The 22,124-nt window shown below is 57.5% G+C and carries 24 protein-coding genes and 1 tRNA gene; 14 read left to right on the top strand and 11 right to left on the bottom strand.

What is annotated here, in order from left to right:
• Positions 1-9: 9 nt before the first annotated feature.
• Complete coding sequence (locus AC0V6N_RS11980) at positions 10-384, top strand: flagellar protein FliS (RefSeq protein ID WP_486171775.1); 375 nt, start codon at positions 10-12, stop codon at positions 382-384.
• Here the strand turns inward: AC0V6N_RS11980 and AC0V6N_RS11975 are convergent, their stop codons facing one another.
• Both AC0V6N_RS11975 and nhaA read right to left on the bottom strand, forming a co-directional pair.
• Positions 385-1,254 (bottom strand): alpha/beta hydrolase, encoded by an 870-nt coding sequence (locus tag AC0V6N_RS11975; protein ID WP_486171774.1) that lies wholly within the window; start codon positions 1,252-1,254, stop codon positions 385-387.
• Between the two features lie 10 nt (positions 1,255-1,264).
• Positions 1,265-2,461 (bottom strand): Na+/H+ antiporter NhaA, encoded by a 1,197-nt coding sequence (gene nhaA / locus AC0V6N_RS11970; RefSeq protein WP_486172483.1) that lies wholly within the window; start codon positions 2,459-2,461, stop codon positions 1,265-1,267.
• A gap of 179 nt (positions 2,462-2,640) precedes the next feature.
• Here nhaA and AC0V6N_RS11965 point away from each other — a divergent pair, with 179 nt between their 5' ends.
• Both AC0V6N_RS11965 and AC0V6N_RS11960 read left to right on the top strand, forming a co-directional pair.
• Positions 2,641-3,177 carry a flavin reductase family protein gene (locus AC0V6N_RS11965; RefSeq protein ID WP_486171773.1) on the top strand — a complete coding sequence of 179 codons (537 nt, stop codon included), beginning with the start codon at positions 2,641-2,643 and terminating at the stop codon, positions 3,175-3,177.
• The gene (locus AC0V6N_RS11960) at positions 3,113-3,802 is read left to right on the top strand and encodes a TetR/AcrR family transcriptional regulator (RefSeq protein ID WP_486171772.1); all 690 of its coding nucleotides are present in this window, start codon (positions 3,113-3,115) and stop codon (positions 3,800-3,802) included. Before AC0V6N_RS11965 ends, AC0V6N_RS11960 begins: the two co-directional genes overlap by 65 nt.
• Before the next feature lie 5 nt (positions 3,803-3,807).
• On the opposite strand, the gene AC0V6N_RS11955 is transcribed toward AC0V6N_RS11960, so the two are convergent.
• The 3 genes from AC0V6N_RS11955 to AC0V6N_RS11945 form a co-directional block, all read right to left on the bottom strand.
• The gene (locus AC0V6N_RS11955; RefSeq protein WP_486171771.1) at positions 3,808-4,209 is read right to left on the bottom strand and encodes a PaaI family thioesterase; all 402 of its coding nucleotides are present in this window, start codon (positions 4,207-4,209) and stop codon (positions 3,808-3,810) included.
• Positions 4,210-4,293: 84 nt separating this feature from the next.
• Positions 4,294-4,380, bottom strand: a tRNA-Leu gene (locus AC0V6N_RS11950).
• Between the two features lie 104 nt (positions 4,381-4,484).
• Complete coding sequence (locus AC0V6N_RS11945; protein ID WP_486171770.1) at positions 4,485-5,525, bottom strand: zinc-ribbon domain-containing protein; 1,041 nt, start codon at positions 5,523-5,525, stop codon at positions 4,485-4,487.
• A 170-nt stretch (positions 5,526-5,695) separates the two neighbouring features.
• Between AC0V6N_RS11945 and ftsE the strand changes: the two genes are divergently transcribed.
• The 4 genes from ftsE to AC0V6N_RS11925 are packed head-to-tail and all read left to right on the top strand — an operon-like array spanning position 5,696 to position 8,631.
• Complete coding sequence (gene ftsE, locus AC0V6N_RS11940; protein ID WP_486171769.1) at positions 5,696-6,430, top strand: cell division ATP-binding protein FtsE; 735 nt, start codon at positions 5,696-5,698, stop codon at positions 6,428-6,430.
• Positions 6,427-7,359 carry a cell division protein FtsX gene (locus AC0V6N_RS11935; RefSeq protein ID WP_486171768.1) on the top strand — a complete coding sequence of 311 codons (933 nt, stop codon included), beginning with the start codon at positions 6,427-6,429 and terminating at the stop codon, positions 7,357-7,359. Before ftsE ends, AC0V6N_RS11935 begins: the two co-directional genes overlap by 4 nt.
• A gap of 4 nt (positions 7,360-7,363) precedes the next feature.
• Entirely contained in the window at positions 7,364-7,900 is a 537-nt protein-coding gene (locus tag AC0V6N_RS11930; RefSeq protein ID WP_486171767.1) for a YdcF family protein, read from the top strand.
• An 11-nt stretch (positions 7,901-7,911) separates the two neighbouring features.
• Positions 7,912-8,631, top strand: a complete 720-nt coding sequence (locus AC0V6N_RS11925) for a lysophospholipid acyltransferase family protein (protein ID WP_486171766.1) — start codon at positions 7,912-7,914, stop codon at positions 8,629-8,631.
• Positions 8,632-8,639: 8 nt separating this feature from the next.
• Here AC0V6N_RS11925 and AC0V6N_RS11920 read toward each other — a convergent pair whose 3' ends face one another.
• Positions 8,640-9,551 carry a prephenate/arogenate dehydrogenase family protein gene (locus AC0V6N_RS11920; RefSeq protein WP_486171765.1) on the bottom strand — a complete coding sequence of 304 codons (912 nt, stop codon included), beginning with the start codon at positions 9,549-9,551 and terminating at the stop codon, positions 8,640-8,642.
• Positions 9,548-10,651 (bottom strand): histidinol-phosphate transaminase, encoded by a 1,104-nt coding sequence (hisC, locus tag AC0V6N_RS11915; protein WP_486171764.1) that lies wholly within the window; start codon positions 10,649-10,651, stop codon positions 9,548-9,550. The genes AC0V6N_RS11920 and hisC overlap by 4 nt, the downstream gene beginning before the upstream one ends.
• Positions 10,652-10,734: 83 nt before the next feature.
• On the opposite strand from hisC, the gene metX reads away from it, so the two are divergent.
• Together metX and metW are read left to right on the top strand one after the other, a co-directional pair.
• Entirely contained in the window at positions 10,735-11,832 is a 1,098-nt protein-coding gene (gene metX / locus AC0V6N_RS11910; RefSeq protein ID WP_486171763.1) for a homoserine O-acetyltransferase MetX, read from the top strand.
• Positions 11,829-12,422, top strand: a complete 594-nt coding sequence (gene metW, locus AC0V6N_RS11905) for a methionine biosynthesis protein MetW (RefSeq protein WP_486171762.1) — start codon at positions 11,829-11,831, stop codon at positions 12,420-12,422. Before metX ends, metW begins: the two co-directional genes overlap by 4 nt.
• 11 nt (positions 12,423-12,433) lie before the next feature.
• On the opposite strand, the gene AC0V6N_RS11900 is transcribed toward metW, so the two are convergent.
• Positions 12,434-12,826 (bottom strand): VOC family protein, encoded by a 393-nt coding sequence (locus AC0V6N_RS11900; RefSeq protein ID WP_486171761.1) that lies wholly within the window; start codon positions 12,824-12,826, stop codon positions 12,434-12,436.
• Positions 12,827-12,997: 171 nt separating this feature from the next.
• Here AC0V6N_RS11900 and AC0V6N_RS11895 point away from each other — a divergent pair, with 171 nt between their 5' ends.
• From AC0V6N_RS11895 to AC0V6N_RS11880, 4 genes are all read left to right on the top strand, one after another.
• The gene (locus AC0V6N_RS11895; protein ID WP_486171760.1) at positions 12,998-13,390 is read left to right on the top strand and encodes a hypothetical protein; all 393 of its coding nucleotides are present in this window, start codon (positions 12,998-13,000) and stop codon (positions 13,388-13,390) included.
• A gap of 45 nt (positions 13,391-13,435) precedes the next feature.
• The gene (locus tag AC0V6N_RS11890) at positions 13,436-14,107 is read left to right on the top strand and encodes a glutathione S-transferase family protein (RefSeq protein WP_486171759.1); all 672 of its coding nucleotides are present in this window, start codon (positions 13,436-13,438) and stop codon (positions 14,105-14,107) included.
• A 326-nt stretch (positions 14,108-14,433) separates the two neighbouring features.
• The gene (gene msrB, locus AC0V6N_RS11885; protein WP_486171758.1) at positions 14,434-14,838 is read left to right on the top strand and encodes a peptide-methionine (R)-S-oxide reductase MsrB; all 405 of its coding nucleotides are present in this window, start codon (positions 14,434-14,436) and stop codon (positions 14,836-14,838) included.
• A 117-nt stretch (positions 14,839-14,955) separates the two neighbouring features.
• Complete coding sequence (locus AC0V6N_RS11880; protein WP_486171757.1) at positions 14,956-17,208, top strand: transglycosylase domain-containing protein; 2,253 nt, start codon at positions 14,956-14,958, stop codon at positions 17,206-17,208.
• Between the two features lie 86 nt (positions 17,209-17,294).
• Here the strand turns inward: AC0V6N_RS11880 and AC0V6N_RS11875 are convergent, their stop codons facing one another.
• From AC0V6N_RS11875 to hflK, 3 genes are all read right to left on the bottom strand, one after another.
• Positions 17,295-18,827 (bottom strand): Do family serine endopeptidase, encoded by a 1,533-nt coding sequence (locus tag AC0V6N_RS11875; protein ID WP_486171756.1) that lies wholly within the window; start codon positions 18,825-18,827, stop codon positions 17,295-17,297.
• Positions 18,828-19,003: 176 nt separating this feature from the next.
• A complete protein-coding gene (gene hflC / locus AC0V6N_RS11870) occupies positions 19,004-19,852 on the bottom strand; it encodes a protease modulator HflC (RefSeq protein ID WP_486171755.1) in 849 nt (282 codons plus the stop codon).
• Positions 19,852-21,045, bottom strand: coding sequence for a protease modulator HflK (gene hflK / locus AC0V6N_RS11865; protein WP_486171754.1), 1,194 nt, complete (start codon positions 21,043-21,045; stop codon positions 19,852-19,854). The genes hflC and hflK overlap by 1 nt, the downstream gene beginning before the upstream one ends.
• 76 nt (positions 21,046-21,121) lie before the next feature.
• Between hflK and AC0V6N_RS11860 the strand changes: the two genes are divergently transcribed.
• The gene (locus AC0V6N_RS11860; protein ID WP_486171753.1) at positions 21,122-22,123 is read left to right on the top strand and encodes an Mrp/NBP35 family ATP-binding protein; all 1,002 of its coding nucleotides are present in this window, start codon (positions 21,122-21,124) and stop codon (positions 22,121-22,123) included.
• The last annotated feature ends 1 nt before the right edge of the window (position 22,124 follow it).

Below are 22,124 nucleotides of genomic sequence, written 5' to 3'. Positions count from 1 at the left end.
GACAGGCCCATGCAGACCCTCGAAAAACACCCTGCCGATGTTTACCGCCGCGTCGACCTGGATGCGCGGATTGAGGCGTCTTCGGGGCAGGATTTGACGCTCATCTGCCTTGAAGAAGTTGTTTCAACGCTCAGTCAAGCCCTGCTTGCACTTGAGCGACGCTCCGATGCAGCGCCTACGGAGGCTTTGGCCCGCGCGCAGGGAATCGCGGTTTATCTGGCACGAAATGTTGACCCGAAGAATCCGCTCCACGGTGCAATGACGCAGTTTTACGGTGGATTGGCCGCCGCGATTGGGCGCAATATGCGGCATCCTTCTGCGCAGGAAATCACTCAAGTACGAGGGGATTTTGCAGACTTGCTTGAGGCGGCAAAAGCCGTCTGATCAATCCGCAAATTCTGCGATGATGCGGGCCGCATCAGCAGAATCTTCAAACGGATGGAAATGGGTGCGGTCTGGCCTGTGAAGATCAGTGCCGTTTGGCATGTGATCAGCAAGCTGCGGCCATGTGGGTGAGCCCTTAAAGTCCATCCGCTTCGTCTGCTGCGCGCGTACTATCAAGGCGGGAATTTTGAGCGCTTTTGCCACTTCATGAATGCCGACATTGCTGCGGCTCGACATGTAAACACTCGCCTCCATTTCGGGAGCGCAGGCAAGTTCGTAGCCGCCATCTTCGTTCCGCCTCAGGCCATGCTGGCAATAGTCACGAAAGACGCGTGGTTCGAACAAGGAATAGGGCTCACGCTCAGCAAACCGCTCCATCATGGCCTCTGGTGAGGCGAAATTGCGTTTTCGGCGAATGGAAGGATGCGGGTTGTCGGGTGAAAACCAATCTGTGCCCGTCGCATAGAATTCAGGGGCAAGGATCACGGGATCAAACAGCACCAACTTGCTAAAAATTGAGAGGTTGTTGGCCGCACACTGAAGTAAGGTATGCGCACCCATTGAATGCCCGACGCCAACCGCGCCGTTGATCTGCAAATGCTCAAGAAGCGCGCTGACATCTTCGGCAAAGGTTCGCCAATGGTCGACAGGTTCGCCTTCACTGCGGCCATGACCACGAAGATCAATGGCGATGACGCGCCGGTCGCCAAAATGCTCCGCGATCGCATCATAACAGCGGCCATGAAAACCGGTCGCGTGTGCGATGATAATCGTCGGCTTAGCGTCACCCGACTGGCTGGGCCAATCATGAAAAGCGAGGCGGATACCATTCACCATTGCCGTGCATGTTTCTGGCCGCCGTCTTGCCATCAGGTCTTGCTCACTTTTCAGCTTGCGTCCCCTCAGCTGGAACCTCTGGTAGAGAGGATTTGAGAAGGAAATATCCGCCCAAGGCTGCGATCAGCGAGCCAGACAGAACACCCAGCTTTACCGCATCAACCTGCGCTGCATCTGTGAACGCTAGGTTGCCGATAAACAAACTCATCGTGAAGCCGATGGCAGCGAGTAGCGAAAGGCCGTGGATCTTGCGCCAGCCAACCCCTTCCGGAAGTTTGGCAAAGCCTGCCTTCACTGCGACCCATGCAAACCCAACGATACCCACTTGCTTGCCGATCAACAGTCCCAGCGCGATGCCAAGGGGAACAGGTTGCAACAAATCAGCGGGTGACAGGCCAAGCAGAGTTACCCCCGCATTGGCAAATCCGAAAATCGGGATGATCACAAAGGCCACCCAAGGGTGCAGGCCGTGCTCCATATGCTCCAGCAGTTTTGAACCGTTGCGCGCTGTGATTGGTACCATCATGGCCGCGGTAACACCGGCCAATGTTGCGTGGACGCCTGACTTCAGCACAAACACCCACATGATAATTGTCAGCAGCACATAAGGAATTGTCGAGCTGATCCGCATCCGTCCCAGGGCAAACAAAAGCGCCAGCACGATGCCGCCGTCGATGAGCATATTGGTGTCGATTTCGCCGGAATAAAACAGCGCGATTACCGTAATTGCACCAATATCATCGATCACGGCGATAGCCAGCAACAGCGCCTTCATTGCGACCGGCACGCGCGGACCAAGCAGCGAAAGGATGCCCAGCGCAAAGGCGATATCGGTCGCGGCAGGAATGGCCCAACCGCCAATTGTGTCAGGGGAATCGGCGTTAAAGGCTACGTAGATAAGCGCTGGCACTGCCATCCCGCCAATAGCAGCCATCAGTGGCAGCGATGCTTTGTCCCAGCTCGATAACTGCCCGCTGATGATCTCGCGCTTCACTTCGAGACCGATGAGAAAAAAGAAGATCGCCATCAATCCATCATTGATCCACAAGATCAGTGCTTTATCGATCGCGAAATCGCCAAAAGACAGGTTCAGCTTTGTTTCAAGCGTGCCGAAATACATCGGTGCGAGCGGGCTATTTGCAACCACCAGCGCAAGCGCGGCGGCGACGATCAAAAATATGCCGCCCGCGCTCTCCTGCTTGAGGAAGTCCTTAAGGGCCCCACTGAACCGGTCGATCATCGTTTCGTCACCTGAGAGAGTAATTGAGAATTCTTGCATAAAACGCGCCAATCGGAATGCGGTGCCCGAAAAAGCGCAATCTTCAAAAAGTGCACGCAATTGACTTTCGACCTCGCCTGGTTGAACGCCGACACGCACCCACCATCTCTTACCCTGAAAACGCAGTTTTGGAGTTTGCATTGAGCGACAACCGGCCAGCTCAAGTGCCCGGCAATGATGAGACACTGGTCGACCCCCGCGCTGAGTTTCGTCAGCTTATGGGGCAATTCGCGACTGGGGTTTGCGTTGTTGCGCTGGAATATGGCGAGGGGGAGATCGCCGCGATGACGGTGAATTCCTTCGTCTCGGTTTCGCTTGAGCCGCGTCTTATCAGTTGGAGCCTGCAAAACTCTGCCACGCAATACGATCTTTTTGCGCAGGCTGAACGTTTTTCGGTGAGTATTTTGGCTGATGGCCAAGAAGCTCTAGCTCGCCGCTATGCTGCACGCGGGGGCGTCTTGATGGAAGCAGCTGACTTCGTGAAAAGCGGTTCTGGTCTGCCAGTGATCGATAGGGCGCTTGGCTTTCTTGAATGCTCCAAATGGTCGGAATATCAAGCGGGCGATCACACCATGCTGTTTGGCGAGGTGGTAGGCCTTAGCCAAGCGATTGATGTCGTGGACAGATCGCGCCCGCTTGGCTTTTTCAACGGCCAGTTTTGCGCTATCGAACCCTGACGGAAGGGGGCACGACATCTCTACAAAACCACAAGATGACACGCGCGAAAAGTTGATCGCGGCGGCGCTTAGTCAGTTTGCTGAGCGTGGCTTTTATGGTGCGAGCATTGCTCAGATCGCTGGCGAAGTGGGGCTGACCAAGCAGGCATTGCTGTATCACTTTAAGCGCAAGGAAGACCTATACAGCGAAGTCCTTCGCCGGATCGCTAGGCGCATACAGGGGGCGATGCAGGCCAGCATTGATCCAACCCAGCTGCCCGAAGAGCAATTTGAAGCCATGCTTTTGGGTCTTTACGCGTCCGCAATTGAGCACCCACTTGATACAAAAGTTTTGATGCGAGAATTGGTCGATGACCAGCGGCGCGAAGCGCCTGAGGATGAGTGGTATCTTCGCCTGACGCTCAACCGCATGGTCGATATGCTGGATCAGGTCGATGGTTTGCGCAGCCTAACCAGTGCCGAAAAGCTTGCGCGCGTTTATTCTGCGGTGTCTGCGATACAGTTCTTCGCAGGCTCGGCCTCTGTGTTGCGCCGTTTCTACGGTCTTGAAGAATATGCGAAAATCCGCGCCGCCTATCCCGATGAACTTCGCTCAATCCTGCACCGGGTCGTGAGCGCACACTAAGCGCTTCAATACAAAATCATCTGCGTACAACGGAAGATCGCGAGTTTTCGGCCCGTCTCCTTATGCGTGACGGTTGAGGACCAGACTTGTGTTGTGCGCCCCAAATGCTCGGCATCGCTGCGCCCGATCAAAATGCCTTCGCTGGCCGTGCCGAGGAAATTCGATTTAAGCTCGATCGTTGTATAACCTTTGGCGTCTTTGGGCAGGACATTGCCCGCAGCAAAGCCGCAAACACTGTCTGCTAAAGCGATCATGCTGGCCGCATGCAAAGCTTTTGCACCTGATCGCAGATGATGTTGGCGGATCGGCATCGCGGCTTCCAACCAGGCCTCATCCTCACCAATGAGCTCTATGCCCATATGCGGAACGAGACCGCCATCTGGCGGATCAAAGCGTATGTCTGTCATTGGCCGCATCATAGGGATGCCTAAACCGCCTGTCACTTGGCTGGTGAAAGCGTCGCCTGAAGGGAATATGAGACTGAGAGAAAATGGTGCGGTCGAGAAGACTCGAACTTCCACGGGCGTTAGCCCACAACGACCTCAACGTTGCGCGTCTACCAGTTCCGCCACGACCGCACTCAAGACAGCGAAGGGCGCTTTGCAGCATGCCTCCGCTTGGTAGGAGCGCGCCACTAGCAACAGGTATGGGACTGCGCAAGGCCTTAAGTGGCCTATTCGGTTCAGTTGGGTGACCAGCCTATGTCGGCATATTTGGCAGCCTGCGGAATGTTGGTGACGGCTTCGGTCACATTCAGGCTCTCACCGGGTGCCAATTCGCGCTTCGATGGGACGACAATCCAAGTGTAGACGTTCTTTTCGCGTTCATCGCTGAAGACAATCAGGACGTCGGGAACGGCTATGCTGGATTGACCCGAATTGCGGATAGTACCGCGAACCTCGAAAATCTCTTCACCACTATCGAGCTCAATTTTGCGCTGCTGGCTCTTTGGAAAGTCCAGCTCCAGCTCGTCCTGCGCGATACCAAAAGTCGGCTGTGAGATCGGGAACCAGGATGGCAGCCCGTAATAGTTGACGGCCAAGGCGGTGCCGGTCGCTAAGAGAGCAAATACCGCCGCGGCCAGTGTCCACATTTTGAGTGGGTTTCGGCGTTGCGAGAACGGTGGGCTGTAATCAAACCGCGACCTGTCTGCGTCATAGCCTTCGTCAAAGTCGTAGTCAGGCTCGCTCGCATAATCTTCTTCTGCTTCACCAGCGAGTGGGTCAGTGTCGCCAGAAAAGCCCTCTTCCATCGCAGCATCTCGGTCCGATTCTTCCGGCACAGTCGCAGGAGGATCCGCAGGGCGCGGTGCAGCGGGAGTTTCTTCTCGGTCAGCGCGCACTTTGCGACGGCGTTTGCCTTGGTTCAGTGCTCGGGCGGCAATTCCTTCGCTACCGATCTCGCTTGTTTCCGCACTGTCGGGATGATCTTCCGTGCGCCAATGGCTGATCGAAGGCCCTGCCGCGTCAGTTGCCTCATCTGCGTTGGCGTCCGTTTCTGACGAAGGCTTTTCCGGCGCCGGAGTGGGTGGAGGCGCGGGAGGTGCTGACGGCGCAGTTTCTTTCGGCTTCACCGATTGAACTTGCTCTGTCAGGTCGAGCAGATCGGGTTCTTGAAACCAACTGTGCTTACATTTCGCACACCGCACGGTGCGCCCATCACCGCCAATTGCGGCGTCTGGCACGACATAACGCGTGGAGCAGGCGGGGCACGATATAATCATTATTACATTTGCAATAGGCTGCGGGGGGGCAGGTACAAGAGGAAGTGCCCTAGTCTCTCACGCTTTTTCCACATCGCAGCACCCATCGAGCGCGCACGGGGCCATTAGAGCCGGAATTTGGGCCATACTTGGGCTTCCCCCACAAGTTGCACGCTGATAGGTGCCGTCAGATGAGCGATCGGCCTGGCGAAATTGTGAAATTCGACAATGTCGGGCTGCGCTATGGCACCGATCCCGAAGTGTTGAGCGATCTGAGCTTCACCTTGTTTCCGGGCAGCTTCTATTTTCTCACAGGGGCAAGCGGGGCAGGGAAAACCAGCCTTCTAAAGCTATTATATCTCGCCCAGCGTCCATCACGCGGCAGTATCCGCATGTTTGGCAAGGATATGATCACTCTGCCGCGCACGCGTTTGCCTGATTTTCGCAGGCGGCTCGGTGTGGTGTTTCAGGACTTCCGGCTCGTTGAACACCTCTCTGCCTTTGACAATGTCGCGCTTCCGCTGCGTCTGTCAGGCACGGATGAGAGCAAAGTCATCAAAGCAGTATCCGATATGCTGGAATGGGTGGGCCTATCGCACCGCGCACAGGCTATCCCCGCAACAATGTCAGGCGGAGAGCAGCAGCGTGTTGCTATTGCGAGAGCGGTCATCGCGCGCCCTCAAATGCTGATCGCGGATGAGCCGACAGGCAATGTTGATCCCGAAATGGCGTTGAAGCTGCTGCGCCTGTTTGAAGCACTCAACAATCGAGTGGGAACCACGGTGATTGTCGCCACCCACGATGTGCACCTGCTCAAGAAAGTGCCCGATTCGCTCATCATGCGTCTGCAAAAGGGGCGTTTGTCGGACCCAACAGGAGCCTTGCGCTATCCACCACGTCCTTCTGGCAAAGGGCCTGCATCATGAGCGCCCCTCTTGTTGTAGAAGACCGCGCCAATGATAGCGCGCCACATCTTAAAGGCTCCGCCAATGCGCGACTATTGCCACAAACACGTTTTGGGGGGCCGATCCCTTGGGTGATTGCCATTTTGATCGCGCTGGTTGTGATTGCAGCAGCAGGCGGTCTTTCACTGCGCAACTTGGCTGACAATGCACGGGCAGATCTTTCCGATGCTGTCACCGTGCAGATTATTGAAGCAGACCCCGAAGTCCGCTCCACACAGGCTCAGGCGGCTGCCAGTGCGATGGGTGATCATCCGCTGGTCACATCTGTGCGCGTGGTGCCAGAAGCTGAGTTGGCCGAATTGCTGGAGCCCTGGTTGGGTACTGCAGCTGCAACCGAAGATGTGCCGATCCCAGCGCTTATCGACATTGAGCTAACCCGCAGCGCCACTGCCAATGAAATCGGCCAATTGCAGACCGCGCTGGATGAAGCGGTGCCGGGAGCGAAGGTGGACGCGCAATCTGAATGGTTGCGTCCTGTCTATGACGCGTTGGCCGCGCTTCAATATTTGGCGTTGGCGCTCATCGTATTGGTAGGATTTGCCGCCGCTGCTGCCGTCTGGCTTTCCGCGCGCAGTGCCTTTGCCAACCATCAGGATACGGTTGAGATCATTCATTTGCTGGGCGGAACCGATGCTCAGGTCACGCGCATTTTCCAGCGCTCGGTCTTGCTCGATGCCGCATTTGGCGGGATTGTTGGGCTGTTGCTGGGCCTTGGTGCGGTGTGGCTGCTGGGTCAGCAATTTGCAGCGCTTGATAGCGGAATGATCTCAGGTGGCGGGCTTGGATGGGCTGATTGGCTGATAATCGCGGCAATTCCTGTCGGCGGCGTTCTGCTTGCGCTCATAACTGGGCGCATAACGATAGGTTTTGCGCTAAGGTCGATGCTGTAAACACATGCGGATATTGCGGAACATATTCTCCAGCCTGCTGCTGGTCTGGGCGCTCGGCTTTTTATGGTTTGCCGTGACGCTCCCTCAGCCAGCAGACGCAGTAGAGACCGACGCTGTGATCGTGCCCACAGGAGGTGCCGGACGGATCGCACAAGGGCTGAGGGTGCTCGATCAAGGCTTGGCCAAAACCATGCTAGTCACAGGGGTCGATCCTGAGGTCACACCGGCGGAGTTCGCAGTCGAGTTCGAAGTGGCAGATGCGGCAATGCAGTGCTGCGTTACTTTAGGCTACATCGCCGTCGATACGCGTGGCAATGCGAGCGAGACTGCCGACTGGGTTGAGGAAAACCAGATCAAGTCGCTGCGCCTTGTCACGACAGACTGGCACATCCGCCGCGCCGCTGCTGAACTCGACCGAACGCTTCCATCCAGCGTGAAAGTGGTGCGGGACGCCGTACCTTCGGAACCAAGCCTAGCCAGCCTGTTTCTGGAGTACCATAAGCTCCTCGCTAGCTTTATAGCTGGCCTGGTTGGATATTAAGGGGCGCTTTGGTGGCATTTTTGCGCAGCCTAGTCTTTTACCCGCTCTTTTACGGGTTTAGCGCATTGCTGGTTGTGGCATCTGTGCTGGCGATCCCCTTTGGCCGCGATGCGCTTAAGAAAGTGGTCGCGTTGTGGGGCGTTTGGCACCTGTGGTGTGTGCAGAACATCCTCGACATTCACATCGTTCAAGAGGGTGTGATCCCTGACGAACCCGTGCTGATCGCGGTCAAGCACGAGAGCTTTTTTGAAGCGATCGACATGCCGCGTCTGTTTCGCTTCCCGACTGTTTTCGCCAAGCGAGAGCTTTTTTGGATACCAGGCTGGGGGTATTCGGCCAAGGTTTATGGTCTCGTGCCTGTGGCGCGCGATAAAGGGGCACGGGCACTTCGTCAGATGATCGCCACTGCCAAATTGCGCGTGGCAGAGGGTCGCCCCTTGATCATTTTCCCCGAAGGAACACGGGTCAAGCATGGCGATGAACCGCCGCTGCAATCCGGTTTCGCCGGTATCTACAAGCTGCTTGGGCTGCCGGTTGTGCCGGTCGCTGTGAATAGCGGCCCGTTTTACCACGCGGTGATCAAGCGCCCCGGCACCATCACATACCGAGTTGGTGAGACAATCCCCGCAGGCCTGCCCCGCGCTGACATGGAACGCCGCGTGCACCGCGCGATCAATGTGCTCAATACTAGCGAAAGCCTGCCAACAGGCCCGCAGCCTGCGAGCGCGTAACCTAAACCCTATGTGATGTGATCTTCGCGCCCAAAATCGGGTCGTTCATCATCCTGGCCTTCTTCAATGACAGCGCGGCGAATGGCACGGGTGCGGCTGAATAGGTCGTGGAGCGTTTCCCCGTCGCCAGATCGGATCGCGCGCTGCAGCGCTGTTAAGTCCTCTGAGAAGCGGCCCAACATCTCGAGCACGGCAGACTTGTTGTTCAAGAACACATCACGCCACATCACCGGATCGGATGCCGCGATACGGGTAAAATCGCGAAAACCACCTGCGGAGTATTTGATGACTTCAGAGCGCGTTACGTCTTCCAAATCGCTCGCCGTGCCGACAATGGTGTAGGCGATAAGATGCGGGATATGGCTGGTCACGGCAAGCACGAGATCGTGATGCTCGGCATCCATAATCTCAATATTGGCGCCAAGCATGGTCCAAAAGTCTGACAATGCTGCGACCGCTGCCTCATCTGCCCCTTCTGGCGGGGTCAGAATGCACCAACGATTGGTGAAGAGCGAGGCAAAACCAGCCTCCGGCCCGCTCTGCTCTGTACCCGCTACGGGGTGGGCTGGGATGATGGTGCGCCCCGGTAAAGCGCGGGCAAGAGCCTCTGCAACGCTCTTTTTCGAGGACCCAACGTCTGAAATGATTGCCCCGTCTGCAACATGCTCAGCGAATTCTCGCGCAGCCTCTTCCATCGCGCCCACGGGTACGCAAAGAACTATGAGGTCAGCATCGCGCACCGCTTTCTCGGGCGTGTCGCACACTTCACCAACTAAGCCGCGCTCTTTTGCGGTCTCGCGCACTTTTGCGTCGCGGTCATATCCGCGCGTTACAATGCGAGGGGCGTGTCCGCGCACGGCGAGACCGACTGAGCCGCCAAGCAAACCAAGCCCGATTATCGCAACGGTGCGAATTCTCATGGCGTCTCTCCGCAAATCTGGCGAAGGCACGCCGTCACATTAGCCATATCCGCGCCGGTGCCGATTGTGATCCGCAGAGCATCTGGCAGCCCTTGCCCGGGCAAATGCCGCACCGCATATCCAGCTTCTGCCAGTGCATTGAGAGCCGTTTGCGCGCTAACTTCGCCTTCAAAGCGCACCAAGACGAAATTCGCCTCACTCGGCAAAGCAGTCAGGCCGTGATTTCCCAGCGCGCTGATCGCGTCAACGAAACGCGCGCGTTCTGCGGAATTGTGTTCGCGGCTTTGTTCAACAAAGGTTTGGTCGCCAATAGCTGCCAGAGCTGCATTTTGCCCGCTCACCGTCACATTAAAAGGCCCGCGAATACGGTTAAGCACGTCAATCAATTCAGGTGCACCCGTGGCCCAGCCAATACGCTCTGCAGCGAGGCCATAAATCTTTGAGAAAGTGCGCGTGACCAGTACGTTGGAATAGGTCGCCGCAAGCTCGAAACCGATTGCCTGATATTCGGGCGGTAAATATTCACCATAGGCTTCGTCGAGCACCAGCAGCACGTCCTTTGGAAGACCTGAATGCAGGCGCTTAACTTCCGACGGAGCGATCCATGTGCCGGTCGGGTTGTTGGGGTTGGCGAGGAAGACAACGCGGGTGCGATCACTCACGGAGGCCAGAATAGCGTCGACATTGGCTGTCAGGTCGCGGTCATCGGCCTCTACAGGAGCAGCGCCGCAGCGCCTTGCTGCGATATCGTAGACGGCAAAAGAGTGGCGGCTAAACAGCACTTCATCGCCTGCCCCTGCAAAGCCTTGGGCGGCAAGGTTGAGCAATTCATCGGAGCCTGTCCCGCACACAATCCGCTCCGCATCCAGACCATGCAGTTCAGCGATTGCAGCGCGCAAAGCATTGGCGTCAGGGTCAGGATAAGCAGCAGCTTCGCTGCGCGTCGCGTCCAGCGCGGCCAGGGCAGCAGGACTGGTGCCAAGCGGGTTCTCATTGGCGGACAATTTCACCAAGGCGCGCCCATCGCTGGCGGTGGCCTTGCCGGGCACATAGGCGTGAATGCCAAGGATATAGGGCTTTGGTGTGGGCCGTTTTGTCATAAGCAGCGGGTCGATAGCCGCTTCGCTCAGCCAAGAACACCCCAATTGACTTGCGCGCTTTGCTCGCCCAAGCCGCGCCTCCAATGAATGCGTCTTCTGCCTCTAACGTCTATGCACTGCCAGAACCCCTGCCGCTCGATAGTGGGCAGGTGTTGAATGGCGCTCAGATTGCCTATGAAACCTATGGTGAGCTGGCCGCAGATAAGAGCAATGCAGTGCTGATCTGCCATGCGCTGACGGGTGATCAATATGTCGCCAGTCAGCATCCGATTACGGGAAAGCCGGGCTGGTGGGAACGGATGGTTGGACCGGGCAAGCCGATTGATACAGACCGGTTTCATGTGATCTGCGCCAATGTGATTGGATCGTGCATGGGGTCGAGTGGCCCTGCGAGCGAAGGGCCGGATGGCAAGCCATACGCAATGCGTTTTCCGGTCATTACCATTCGCGACATGGTTCGCGGGCTTGTGGGGTTGCTGGATGGGCTGGAGATTGAGCAGCTTCATACAATCATTGGTGGGTCGATGGGCGGCATGCAGGCGCTTAGCCTTGCAGTGAATTGGCCCACGCGCGCGGCACGGATTTTAGTGATCGCTTCAACTGCGCGTCACTCTGCGCAGAACATCGCCTTTCATGAGCTTGGCCGACAGGCCGTGATGGCAGACCCTGCTTGGGCGGAGGGCGACTATTACGCGAGTGGAGCAAAACCCGACAACGGCCTCGCCGTGGCGCGAATGGCTGCGCATATCACCTATCTTTCCGAAGAGGGGCTTACCGCCAAATTTGGGCGGCGTTTGCAGGATCGCTCTTCTAAAAGCTTTGGCTTCGATGCTGACTTTCAGGTTGAAAGCTATCTGCGTTATCAAGGCAGCGGGTTTACACAGCGCTTTGATGCGAACAGCTATCTCTACATCACCCGCGCCATGGACTATTTCGATTTGGCCGAAGAGCATGGCGGCAAGCTCGCCGATGCGTTTGCCGGGGCCTCAGCGCGCTTTTGCCTAGTGAGCTTTGACACAGATTGGCTCTATCCCACAGCGGAGAGCCAGCACATTGTGCATGCCTTGAACGCGGCTGGGGCTAAGGTCAGTTTTGTGGAGCTTTCGGCGCCCAATGGCCACGACAGCTTTTTGCTGGAGCATGAGCAGCTGGATCGCGTTGTGAGGGGGTTTGTTGAATGACGGCTACCCATCTCCGGCCCGACCTCGCGACGATCGCCCGGCAAGTCGAATCCGAAAGCCGCGTGCTTGATATTGGCTGCGGCGACGGTCGATTGATGACCGTTTTGGAAGTGGAAAAGGGTTGCGATGCGCGCGGGCTGGAACTCGATGCCGCGCTCGTCGAGAAATGCGTATCGCGCGGGCTTTCAGTGGTTCAGGGCGATGCGAATAGCGATCTCGCCAACTATCCAGATAAAGCGTTCGACTACGCTATCCTCAGCCAAACACTGCAAACAGCGACGCGCCCGGATCTGATGCTGGATGAGTTGCTGCGCGTGGGCCGGCGTGCTTTCGTCTCCTTCCCCAATTTCGCGCATTGGCGTACCCGAACTGCGCTGCTTTTGGGAGGGCGGATGCCCGTCACGCGCGCTTTGCCGGTAAGCTGGTATGCAACGGACAACATCCACCATGTGACGGTCGAGGATTTCCGCGATCTCGCCGAAGCTAAGTGCGCGCGGATTGAGCGGCAGTGGTTCTTTGCAAATGAGCGCGCCATCGGCCCCATTGGAGCCAATTGGCGCGCCGAATTTGCGGTGTTTGAGCTCAGCTGAGCAAGCTCAGCTTATGAAGGCCGGTGGATACCGCAGATTTTGTGGCCATCGGGATCGGTGAAGTAGCACAGGTTCATCACGCCCATGCTGCCGGTGCGCGGACCGGGAGGGTCTTCGATGCTGGTGCCACCATTCGCCACAGCCACGTCATGCAGCTCCTGGATTTGCTCCATCGAATTGCACTTGAAGCCGATTGTGAAGCCGTTTGATGGTTCGGCCGGTTCGCCATTGATCGGCTCACTGATCGAAAACGTGTCGCCATCATGGATGTAGAACAGCCGCGTTTGGCCGGTGTCATTGACATGCGCCATTGGCTCGCCTGCGCCAAGCACGCCGAGTACGGCATTGTAGAACGTCTTTGACCGTTCGATATCGTTTGAACCGATCATGATGTGATTGAGCATTTTGAGGTCTCCTCTCGTGATTGCGTTGCATTTGAGGACGTAAGCGTGCCCTTCGCTGACCACAAGACGTTTGTTGCATGGGGCGTTGCGACACTGTGTTGCAGGTCACGTCGAACGACTTCGCGCAGGGGCTGTAGCCATGGGTTCATCCCGCGCGCTATAGGAGGTAACATGATCACCGCTCTCCTCGCCGCTATCGTGGCCCCGCTTGCGCTGCAAGCTGCGCCCGCCATCCCCGCCCAAGACACGATCACTTCGCTTGATCAGCTGCCGATTGAGGAGGCAACACCGCCGCGCTGCGCGGTTGCCTTTGCGATAGTCGGGCGGTGGCAGAAGGAGGGCGATCCACAAGGCGCTGGCTACCCCGATATGGAGAGCGAAGGTGGGCGTGAGTACTTCGTTCGCGCGCTCGCAACCCTCATGGAAAGCCGCCAAATCTCGCGCGAGGCCGTGAACGCGATCATTGGCCGCGAAGTGCAAAGCCTGACAGGTGCAGGCGGCGCGCAGCGGATAGAGGCGATGATGCCTGCATGCCTGTTGATGAAGCAGGCAGCGGGGCTTTGACAGCGGTGGATTCGCCGAGTGATTTGAGGCATTAGGCTTCGCGTCATGTGGCAGCTTTACCAATTCCCTCTTTGCCCTTTTTCGCGCAAGATCCGCTTGTTGATGAGCGAGAAGGCGGTTGCCTATGAGCTTTTGCGCGAAGACCCCTGGGCGGCTTCCGACATGTTCCTCAACCTCAACGCTGCTGGCCGCACGCCAGTGCTCGTCAATGAAGGCAAAGGCATCACGCTTGCCGATAGCCGCGCGATTGCTGAATATCTCGAGGAGACCGTTGACCGTTCGCCCATGATCAACGGGACGGCGGTGAACCGGGCTGAGATCCGGCGGCTGGTCGCGCTGTTTGATGAGAACTTCTACAATGACGTTACCGCCCCTCTGCTGATGGAGCGGATGAAGAAGCGCATTGTCTTCAAACAACCACCCGACAGCCGCGCTTTGCGTGAAGCGATGCGGATGGCGCATGGGCATCTCGATTACATGGATTGGCTGATTGACAATCGCCCGTGGTTGGCCGGATCGACGATGAGCCTTGCTGACCTTGCCGCCGCTGCGCAGATCAGCGTTGCTGACTATCTTGGCGGGATTGATTGGGCGGGGCATGAACAGACGCGCGGCTGGTATGCTGTGTTCAAAAGCCGCCCGAGCTTCCGCCCGCTGCTGTCTGAGCGGATGGATGTGATCAAGCCGCCAGAGCACTACGCGCTCGTCGACGGTTGATTTGCGCCGCACTTTGGACCGCGCAAGCGTACGCTTTGAAAATAATGGAAATTCGCGCAAAGCTTTGTGATTAAAACGGAAATCACGGGTTTCAAATGTGCTATCTGTAACCTTTCGCAATAACCGTTCCTGACTGCTCAATTGACGTCTCATTTGACCCTGCAATCGTAGCGGCGTGATCGCGTGTAGGAAAATAGGATCGCCCTTGCGGATTTGCCCATTCAGTCCGATATTCTTGGCAATCGGCCACGCATGTGGTCGCAAGCCCAACCGGGCGCCCGCAATGACGCGATCTTTGATCGCATGAGCGAGGAATGAGAGAGAAAATGACCGACGATCCCAAAATGACCACCGATGAAGAATGGCGCGAGCGTCTTTCCGCAGAGCAGTTCCACATTCTGCGCGAGGCGGGGACCGAGCGGGCATTTACCGGCAAGTATGACAAGTTTTACGAGGCAGGCGAGTATATGTGCGCGGCCTGCGGAACGCGACTGTTCATCAGTGCGGCAAAGTACAATTCGGGCTGCGGCTGGCCCGCCTTTACCAAACCTGCCGATGGCGACGTGATCGACGAACATCGCGACGTGTCATTTGGCATGATCCGCACCGAAGTGCGCTGCGGCAAATGTGACGGCCATTTGGGCCACGTGTTCCCTGATGGCCCGCCCGAAGAAGGGGGCCTTCGTTATTGTATCAACTCTGCCGCGCTGGAATTTGCGCCAGAGGAGTAGCGCTGCCGCCGATTATCGCTCGGGGATTGCCTTGCGCTCACGTGTTCACGCCCGGTTACAACTCACCTATGCAGGCGATAGGACGTTGGGATTGTGCATGTTTAGCCAAGGGAACTAATGTCAAAACGCGGTGACAAACTGCAGAACAAGGGCAAGCGCGGTTCACGCCGCGCAGCCAGCGACCGCGCCAAGTCCGCAGGTGGATCAGGTGGTGGCTCGCGTGGTGGCTCGGGCGGAAAGACCAAATTGAAGCGTTCCGGCTCCAAAGGAGAGCCCAAGCAGCCATCTTGGTTCTGGAAATGGACCAAGCGGCTCGCGCTGTGGGGCACAGGCGGCGCGGTTTTGGGCATGATTGTCCTTACCGTCGCGGTCGGCATGGCGGCGCAAACCATCCCAAGCTTTTACGAGTTGAAGGCCAGCCAAACCGGCCAGACCATCCTCGTGCGTGCGCGTGACGGCAGTGAAATTGTCGAGATCGGGCCAAGCTTTGGCGAATGGCTGGAACATGAGGAAATCCCGGAAAACATGCGCAACGCGATGATTGCGGTGGAGGATAAACGCTTCCATTCGCATCTCGGGGTCGATCCCTATCGTACCGCTGGCGCCATTGTCGAAGGCTTCACCGGAGCGCGTGCGCGTGTTGGCGGCACATCGACGATTACTCAGCAGCTGGCGCGTAACCTGTTTCTCTCCTCCAACCGTACGGTCGATCGTAAAGCGCGTGAGGCTGTGCTGGCGATGGCGCTGGAATGGAAGTTTTCGAAGGAACAGATCCTCGAACTGTATCTCAACAAGGTGTATTTTGGCGGCGGCGCCTACGGTGTCGACAGCGCCAGTCGCAAGTTTTTCAGCCATCCGGGGCGTGAGCTGTCCGTGGCTGAAGCGTCAATCATTGCAGGGCTGGTGAAAGCGCCTAGCCGCTATTCCCCCACCGCCGATGTACAGGCTGCCGTTGACCGTGCGAAGGTTGTGCTACGCCTGATGCGTGAGCAGGGCTATATCACACAGGCACAGGCATCGGTTGATGTCGACACGGTCGAATTGAAACAGCAATCGGGGCAGAATTCGGTGCGCTATTTCACCGATTGGGCGCTGCCGCAGCTCGATATCTTGCTGCCCGAGACCAACGCTCCGCTGGAGGTTTGGACGACGCTGGATACCGGAATGCAGCGCGCGGCTACCGCTTCGATTGATGCAAACACGCCTGATGGCTCGCAAGGGGCTTTGGTCAGCCTTGACCGTGATGGTGCGATTCTCGCCCTAGTGGGCGGCACGGATTATGTTGAGACCAACTTTAACCGTGCGACCAATGCGATGCGCCAGCCCGGCTCTGCGTTTAAATTGTTCGTGTTCTTGGCAGCTTTGGAGGCGGGCTACACACCCGATGACAAGGTGAAGGACGTGCCCGTCAACATTGACGGCTGGTCACCGCGCAATTCCAACGGTCGCAATGTCGGCGAGACGTCACTGCGCACCGCCTTTGCCTATTCGATCAATACCGTCGCGGCGCAATTGGGCAATGAAGTGGGCTTTGGCACGGTCGCCTCAATGGCGCGGCGGTTCGGGATCAGCAGCCCTGTGTCCACTTACCCCTCGATGGTGCTTGGTTCATCCGAAGTGCGCTTGATCGAAATGACGCGCGCCTTCTCTGTCGTGTCAGCGGGCGGCATGGCGGTGGAGCCCTATGGCATCCTTAAAGTGACCACGGCGGGCGGAGAGACGATTTACGAACGTGAAAAGCCGCGTGAGACGCAGTTGGTCCCAGACTATGTGGTCGCCGGGATGACTGACCTGCTTCAGGCAGCTGTACAAACGGGTACCGGGCGCGCAGCACAGATCGGTCGCCCTGTCGCGGGCAAGACGGGCACGACCAGCTCAAACAAGGATGGCTATTTTGTCGGCTTTTCCAGCGGCATCACAACAGGCGTTTGGATGGGCCGCGATGATGCGCAGCGTGTGCCGGGCCTCCAAGGCGGACGCGCGCCCGCACAAGCCTTTGCCGCCTATATGCGCTATGCGGTGAAGGATCGTCCGGTTGAGGAATTCGATACGACCCTCAACCTTCCCGAATGGCGATTGGAGCCGGATGAAGAGGCCTTGTTTGGCGATCCGGAAGACTACTATTTCATTGATGAGCAGGGCAATCTGATAGAGCCTGGCCGGCGCGATAATTCCGATGGGTTTGACGAGAATTCTCCAACGCCTCCGCCGGTGGAAGAGCCGCCTGCCGCTGTCAGCGATGATTTCCTGGAGCAAGCGATCGGTGCGCCGGTGGATGAAGGACCGCAGCGCTCCCCGCCTCCGCGATCGGACCCGCCAGCACCAGCCGTGGTGCCTCCGCGTGATGATGGCGGTGGACCTGATGGATAGGCTTATGGGCTGAAATTCCAGATACAAAAAACCCCGCGAGGCCAAAGCTTCGCGGGGTTTTTTGATTGGTTGGCTGCTGCCTTAGATCAACGCAGCCGCACTGGTACGAAGCGCGGCGGCGCACCGCGACGTTGGATGCGAAGCAGCACTGCGTCGCGTCCGGCATCTTCAGCGGCGGTGACTTGTTCACGCAGAGCCGCAATAGTTGTGACCGCCTGATAGTTCGCGGACAGAACGATATCACCGCGGCGCAGACCCTTACGGCCCGCATCCGAGTTCGGATCAACCGCGCCGATAACCAGACCTTCGGTATCCGCATCCACGCCCAAGCTGCGCGCGATTTGCGGCGTCATTTCGAGCACTTGCAGGCCGAGTTTTTCAGCGATGGTGTCATCCATCTCATTCGGGTCCATCTGCTCTTCGGCATCGGGATCGAATGTCTGCGCTTGCTGGCGAAGTTCTTCCTCGCTCGGACGTTTGCCAAGCGTGGTGTTGATCGTGATCGAACGGCCATCGCGCAGCACTGCAACTGGGATCGTTTCACCCGGCGCGATATTGGCGACAAGGATGCTAACCGTCTGGCTGGAAGTGACATCTTGGCCGTTAACGCCAGTGATGATGTCACCAGCGCGCAGGCCCGCGGCCTCTGCTGGGCTGTCTTCGCTAACCAGTTGGACGATTTCGCCGCTGCCATCGTTCAGACCCAGCGAATCCGCGAGATCATCGTCAACCGGTTGTAGACTTACACCAAGATAGCCGCGCTCAATCTCTTGGCCTTCGCGCAATTGCGCAACGATTGGCTGCGCAATTTCAGCAGGGATCGCAAAGCCAATGCCGACACTGCCACCCGAAGGCGAGAAGATCGCATTGTTAATGCCGATCACATTGCCGCGCATGTCAAACAGCGGACCGCCTGAGTTGCCCCGGTTGATCGACGCGTCAGTTTGAATGAAGCGGTCATAGGCGCCGCCTTGCCCGGTGTTGCGATAGACCGCTGAAACGATGCCGGATGTTACCGTTCCACCAAGGCCAAACGGGTTACCAATCGCAACCACCCATTCACCCACGCGTGTCTGGCTGGAATCGCCAAACTCAACGAAGGGGAAGGTGTTGTCCGAATTGATTTTGAGCACCGCCAAGTCAGAGGCGGCATCTGCGCCCACCAATTCGGCCTCGTACTCGGTGCCATCGGGCATCGTGATGGTGATTTCTTCAAGCCGTGCGCGATTGTCTGGCGTCACGACGTGATTGTTGGTCACGACATAGCCATCGGCGCTGATGATAAAGCCTGAACCCAGCGAGTTTGCCTCACGTCGCTGTGGCTGGTTGCCACCGCCGCCGCGCCGGTTGAACAGCTCGGCAAAAGGCGTGCCGGCGAAGGGGTTGCGATTGACTTCGACCGACTGGCGCGTGGCGATATTGACCACGGCTGGCTGCAATTGCTCGGTAAGATCGGCAAAGCTTGCGGGCGCCCCTTCGACAGGGACGACGCGGTCCATCACATTGGTGTCGTTTTGAGCGACCTGCGCACCTGCGGGATAGCCGGTCATCAGCGATACCGCTGCTCCACCTACCAAAAGCGCGCTTGTCAGTCCGTATACATACCGCACGTTGCTCACGTCCTCTCGTTCCTTCCATCTTACAAGCGCCGCAAAAAGAGCGCTCGAATTACTATAAACTACGCGGCCCAAATGGCCTCAGACGCACTTAACCGCGATTGAACACGTTTGTAGTCGGTAGCGCTGTATGTGCCGTTCGTCTGATATTGGCAAACCGTTACGCCTAAACCTTTGGATTAGCGATTGCCGCGGAACTGGCGCAAATACTCATTGTCAGGTGACAGAATAATTGAGCTATCACCCCTGCCGGTTTCGCCTTCCTGCGCGTTGCGGAACGTTTCGTCATAGCTCTGCATCGCGCGGTAGAAGTCGTAGAAGTTCCCATCCTGACCAAAGCTTTCGGCATAAATCCGCGCCGCTTCTGCATCCGCTTCAGCGCGGATCACACGCGCATCACGCGTGCCGGCCGCACGGATTGTGCGCGCTTCACGCTGACGATCAGAACGCATGCGTTCAAAGGCGGAATCGAGCGGGCGACCTGTGGGCAGGTCAGTGCGTTTGATCTGCACGTCAATCACCTCAGCGCCATATTGCTGCGCTTCGCGGTCAAGGTTGGCGCGGACATTCGCAAGCGCTGTACCGCGTTCAGCGGTAAGCATGGAGGAGAAAGTCCGACGGCCAAGTTCCTGACGCAGAGCCGAGTTCAAAATCGGCTCAAGCGCGGCGCGCACGCCTTGTTCGGTGCGGGCACGTTCGATCATCAGTTTCGGATTGACGATACGGAAGCGGGCATAGGCATCGACCAAAAGACGTTGCTGATCGTTTGAGAGCACCTCTTCCTGCGTCATTTCCAGATCAAGCACACGCTTATCGATGCGCTGGATCGTTTCGATCAGCGGCACGCGGAAATAGATACCGGCAGAATAATCACTGCCCGGACGGTTGGCGAAGCGGACAGGCTCACCAGTACGGATCACGACGACCTGCTCTTCTTCATTCACGACATAGGCGCTCATGAAAAAGCCGACGACAATCACACCTAGAGCGATGATGGCGACGCGATAATTGTTCCAGAGATTTTCCATTACTGGCCTCCCTGCTGGGTTGCTGGTCGGGCGGGGGCTTCCACTGTGATCGTCGGCGGCGTCGCAGTGGCGCGGCGGCGAATTTCAGGCAGCGGCAGATACGGGGTTACGCCCTCTGTCTCGATAATGGTCTTGTCGGTTTGCGAGAGGACACGCTCCATTGTCTCATAATAAAGACGCTGGCGGGTGACACCCGGAGCCAATCGATATTGCTCGTAAACCTTGTCGAACGCTTCGGCTTCACCTTCGGCGCGGGCCAGCTCTTGCTGAGCATAACCTTGCGCCTGATTTCGGGCGCGGTCAGCGTCTTGTTCAGCCACAGAGACGTCGCGGAAAGCATCGTTCACTTCGCTAGGCGGGTCAGCCTTGGCAACGTTGATACCCACGACCTGGATACCTGCGCGATATTCGTCGAGCGTTTCCTGCATACGTTCACGAACGGAAAGCTCGATTTCTGCACGGCCTTGACCAGTGAAGGTTTCATTGAGCGTTTTTTCCGCAACGGAGGCGCGCATCGCGGCCTCGGCCACTTCGTTCACGGTCTCAACAGGCTCTGCCAGTTGGAATTTGAAATCCTGCAGGTCATTAATCCGCCAGCGAACAACGTAACTAAGATCGACCAAGTTTTGATCGCCTGTGAGGATCAGTTTTTGACTGTTGCCATCAGGAATGCGCACTTCCCGAATACCTTCGACGTTTTCAACATCGACAGTCTCAACCGGATAGGGAGCTGTGAATTGCAAACCCGGTGTGAGAGTGCGTGAATAGCTACCGAGGGTTTTGACGACAGCATTTTCACCCGGCTGGATCAAATGCACACCGGTTGCGAGATACCATAGCGCCAAGACGCCAACGACAATGACCGGTGCCCAGCTGCCGCCACCAGGGCGCTCAGGGAATTTAAAGCCGCCGCCTCCGCCGCCGCCTGCGCGGCGCGGACCTTCGGGGCCACGATTTTTGAAGATATCTTCGACAGAGGCCGAGCGGCGCTTCCCACTGTCGGATCCGCCTCCGCCTGGAAGCCATGGATTGCGTGGTCCATCTTTGGACCCATCACCATCGCCTGCACCTGATGGGGGATCGCCGCCATCAGAGCCGTCACCACCTGAACCGCCAGAGGGCTTACCCCATGGGTTCTTCTTGCCAGCCATAGCCAGCCCGAGATTCTGTTTGAAACCATCGAAAATTCGCATGCTTTCTCTTATAGGAATGCAAATTGAGGAAAAACAGGGGTTGGCGCGCGGAATTTGCGCCTTAAGGCCAATAAGCATGAGCGAAGACCAAAATTTGCCCCCCAATGCGGCTGAAGCCGAAGCACTTATCCGTGAAGCTTTGCCAATTGAGATTCATGGTCGGTTGCGCTCGGCACGGATCACAGATCGCAAAGCCGTGGTGGTGGCCGAAGCGGGCGACTTAGGAGCGAAAGCCCGCGAAGAGCTCGAAAAACTTATTGAGAGCGCTCTGTCCGGTTTGGAGCAGGTTGATGAAGTGCGCGTCGCTTTGATCGCGGACAGGCGGCGGCGCATGATTATCGCGATTGGTTCGGGCAAAGGCGGTGTGGGTAAATCGACGCTCACCACCAATCTTGCGGTCGCCTTGGCCAAAAAGGGGCGCAGGGTCGGGGTGATTGATGGCGATATCTATGGCCCATCACAGCCGCGCCTCCTGAAAACAGAACGCGCAAAGCCGATGAGCGAAGGCGATAAGCTGGTGCCTATTGAAAGCCCGCATGGGGTGAAGGTCCTGTCGATGGGTCACATGGTCCCGCCTGGCAAAGCGCTCGCATGGCGCGGGCCGATGGCGGGTAAGGCGCTTGGCCAGCTGGTCGATGCGCTTTGGGATGACACCGAATTGCTGTTGATCGACTTGCCGCCCGGAACAGGCGATGTGCAATTATCGATGATGCAGGATGCAAAGCCTGATGGCGCGGTGCTGGTCTCCACTCCGCAGGACTTGGCGCTGCTTGATGCCGCGCGCGCCGGGCAATTGTTCGAAGATGGCGAAGTGCCGATCATTGGCCTGATTGAAAACATGGCGGGTTATGCCTGCCCCCATTGCGGCGAGATCAGCGATCCGTTTGGGCAGGGCGGGGTCGAGAAGTTTGCTAGCGCGCTGGAAATACCCTTCCTTGGCCGTGTGCCCCTGACCATTGAAACGCGGCTGGCGGGCGATGCAGGCACACCTCCTGCAAGCGGTGATGACGAGCTTGCAGCACCGTTCCACGCTATTGCTGACAAATTGGATCGCTGGCTCACCAGCGGGGCGGTCTGAC

Source organism: Erythrobacter sp. S57(2025), from assembly GCF_057365055.1.
This window is presented reverse-complemented; position numbering and strand designations above follow the sequence as displayed.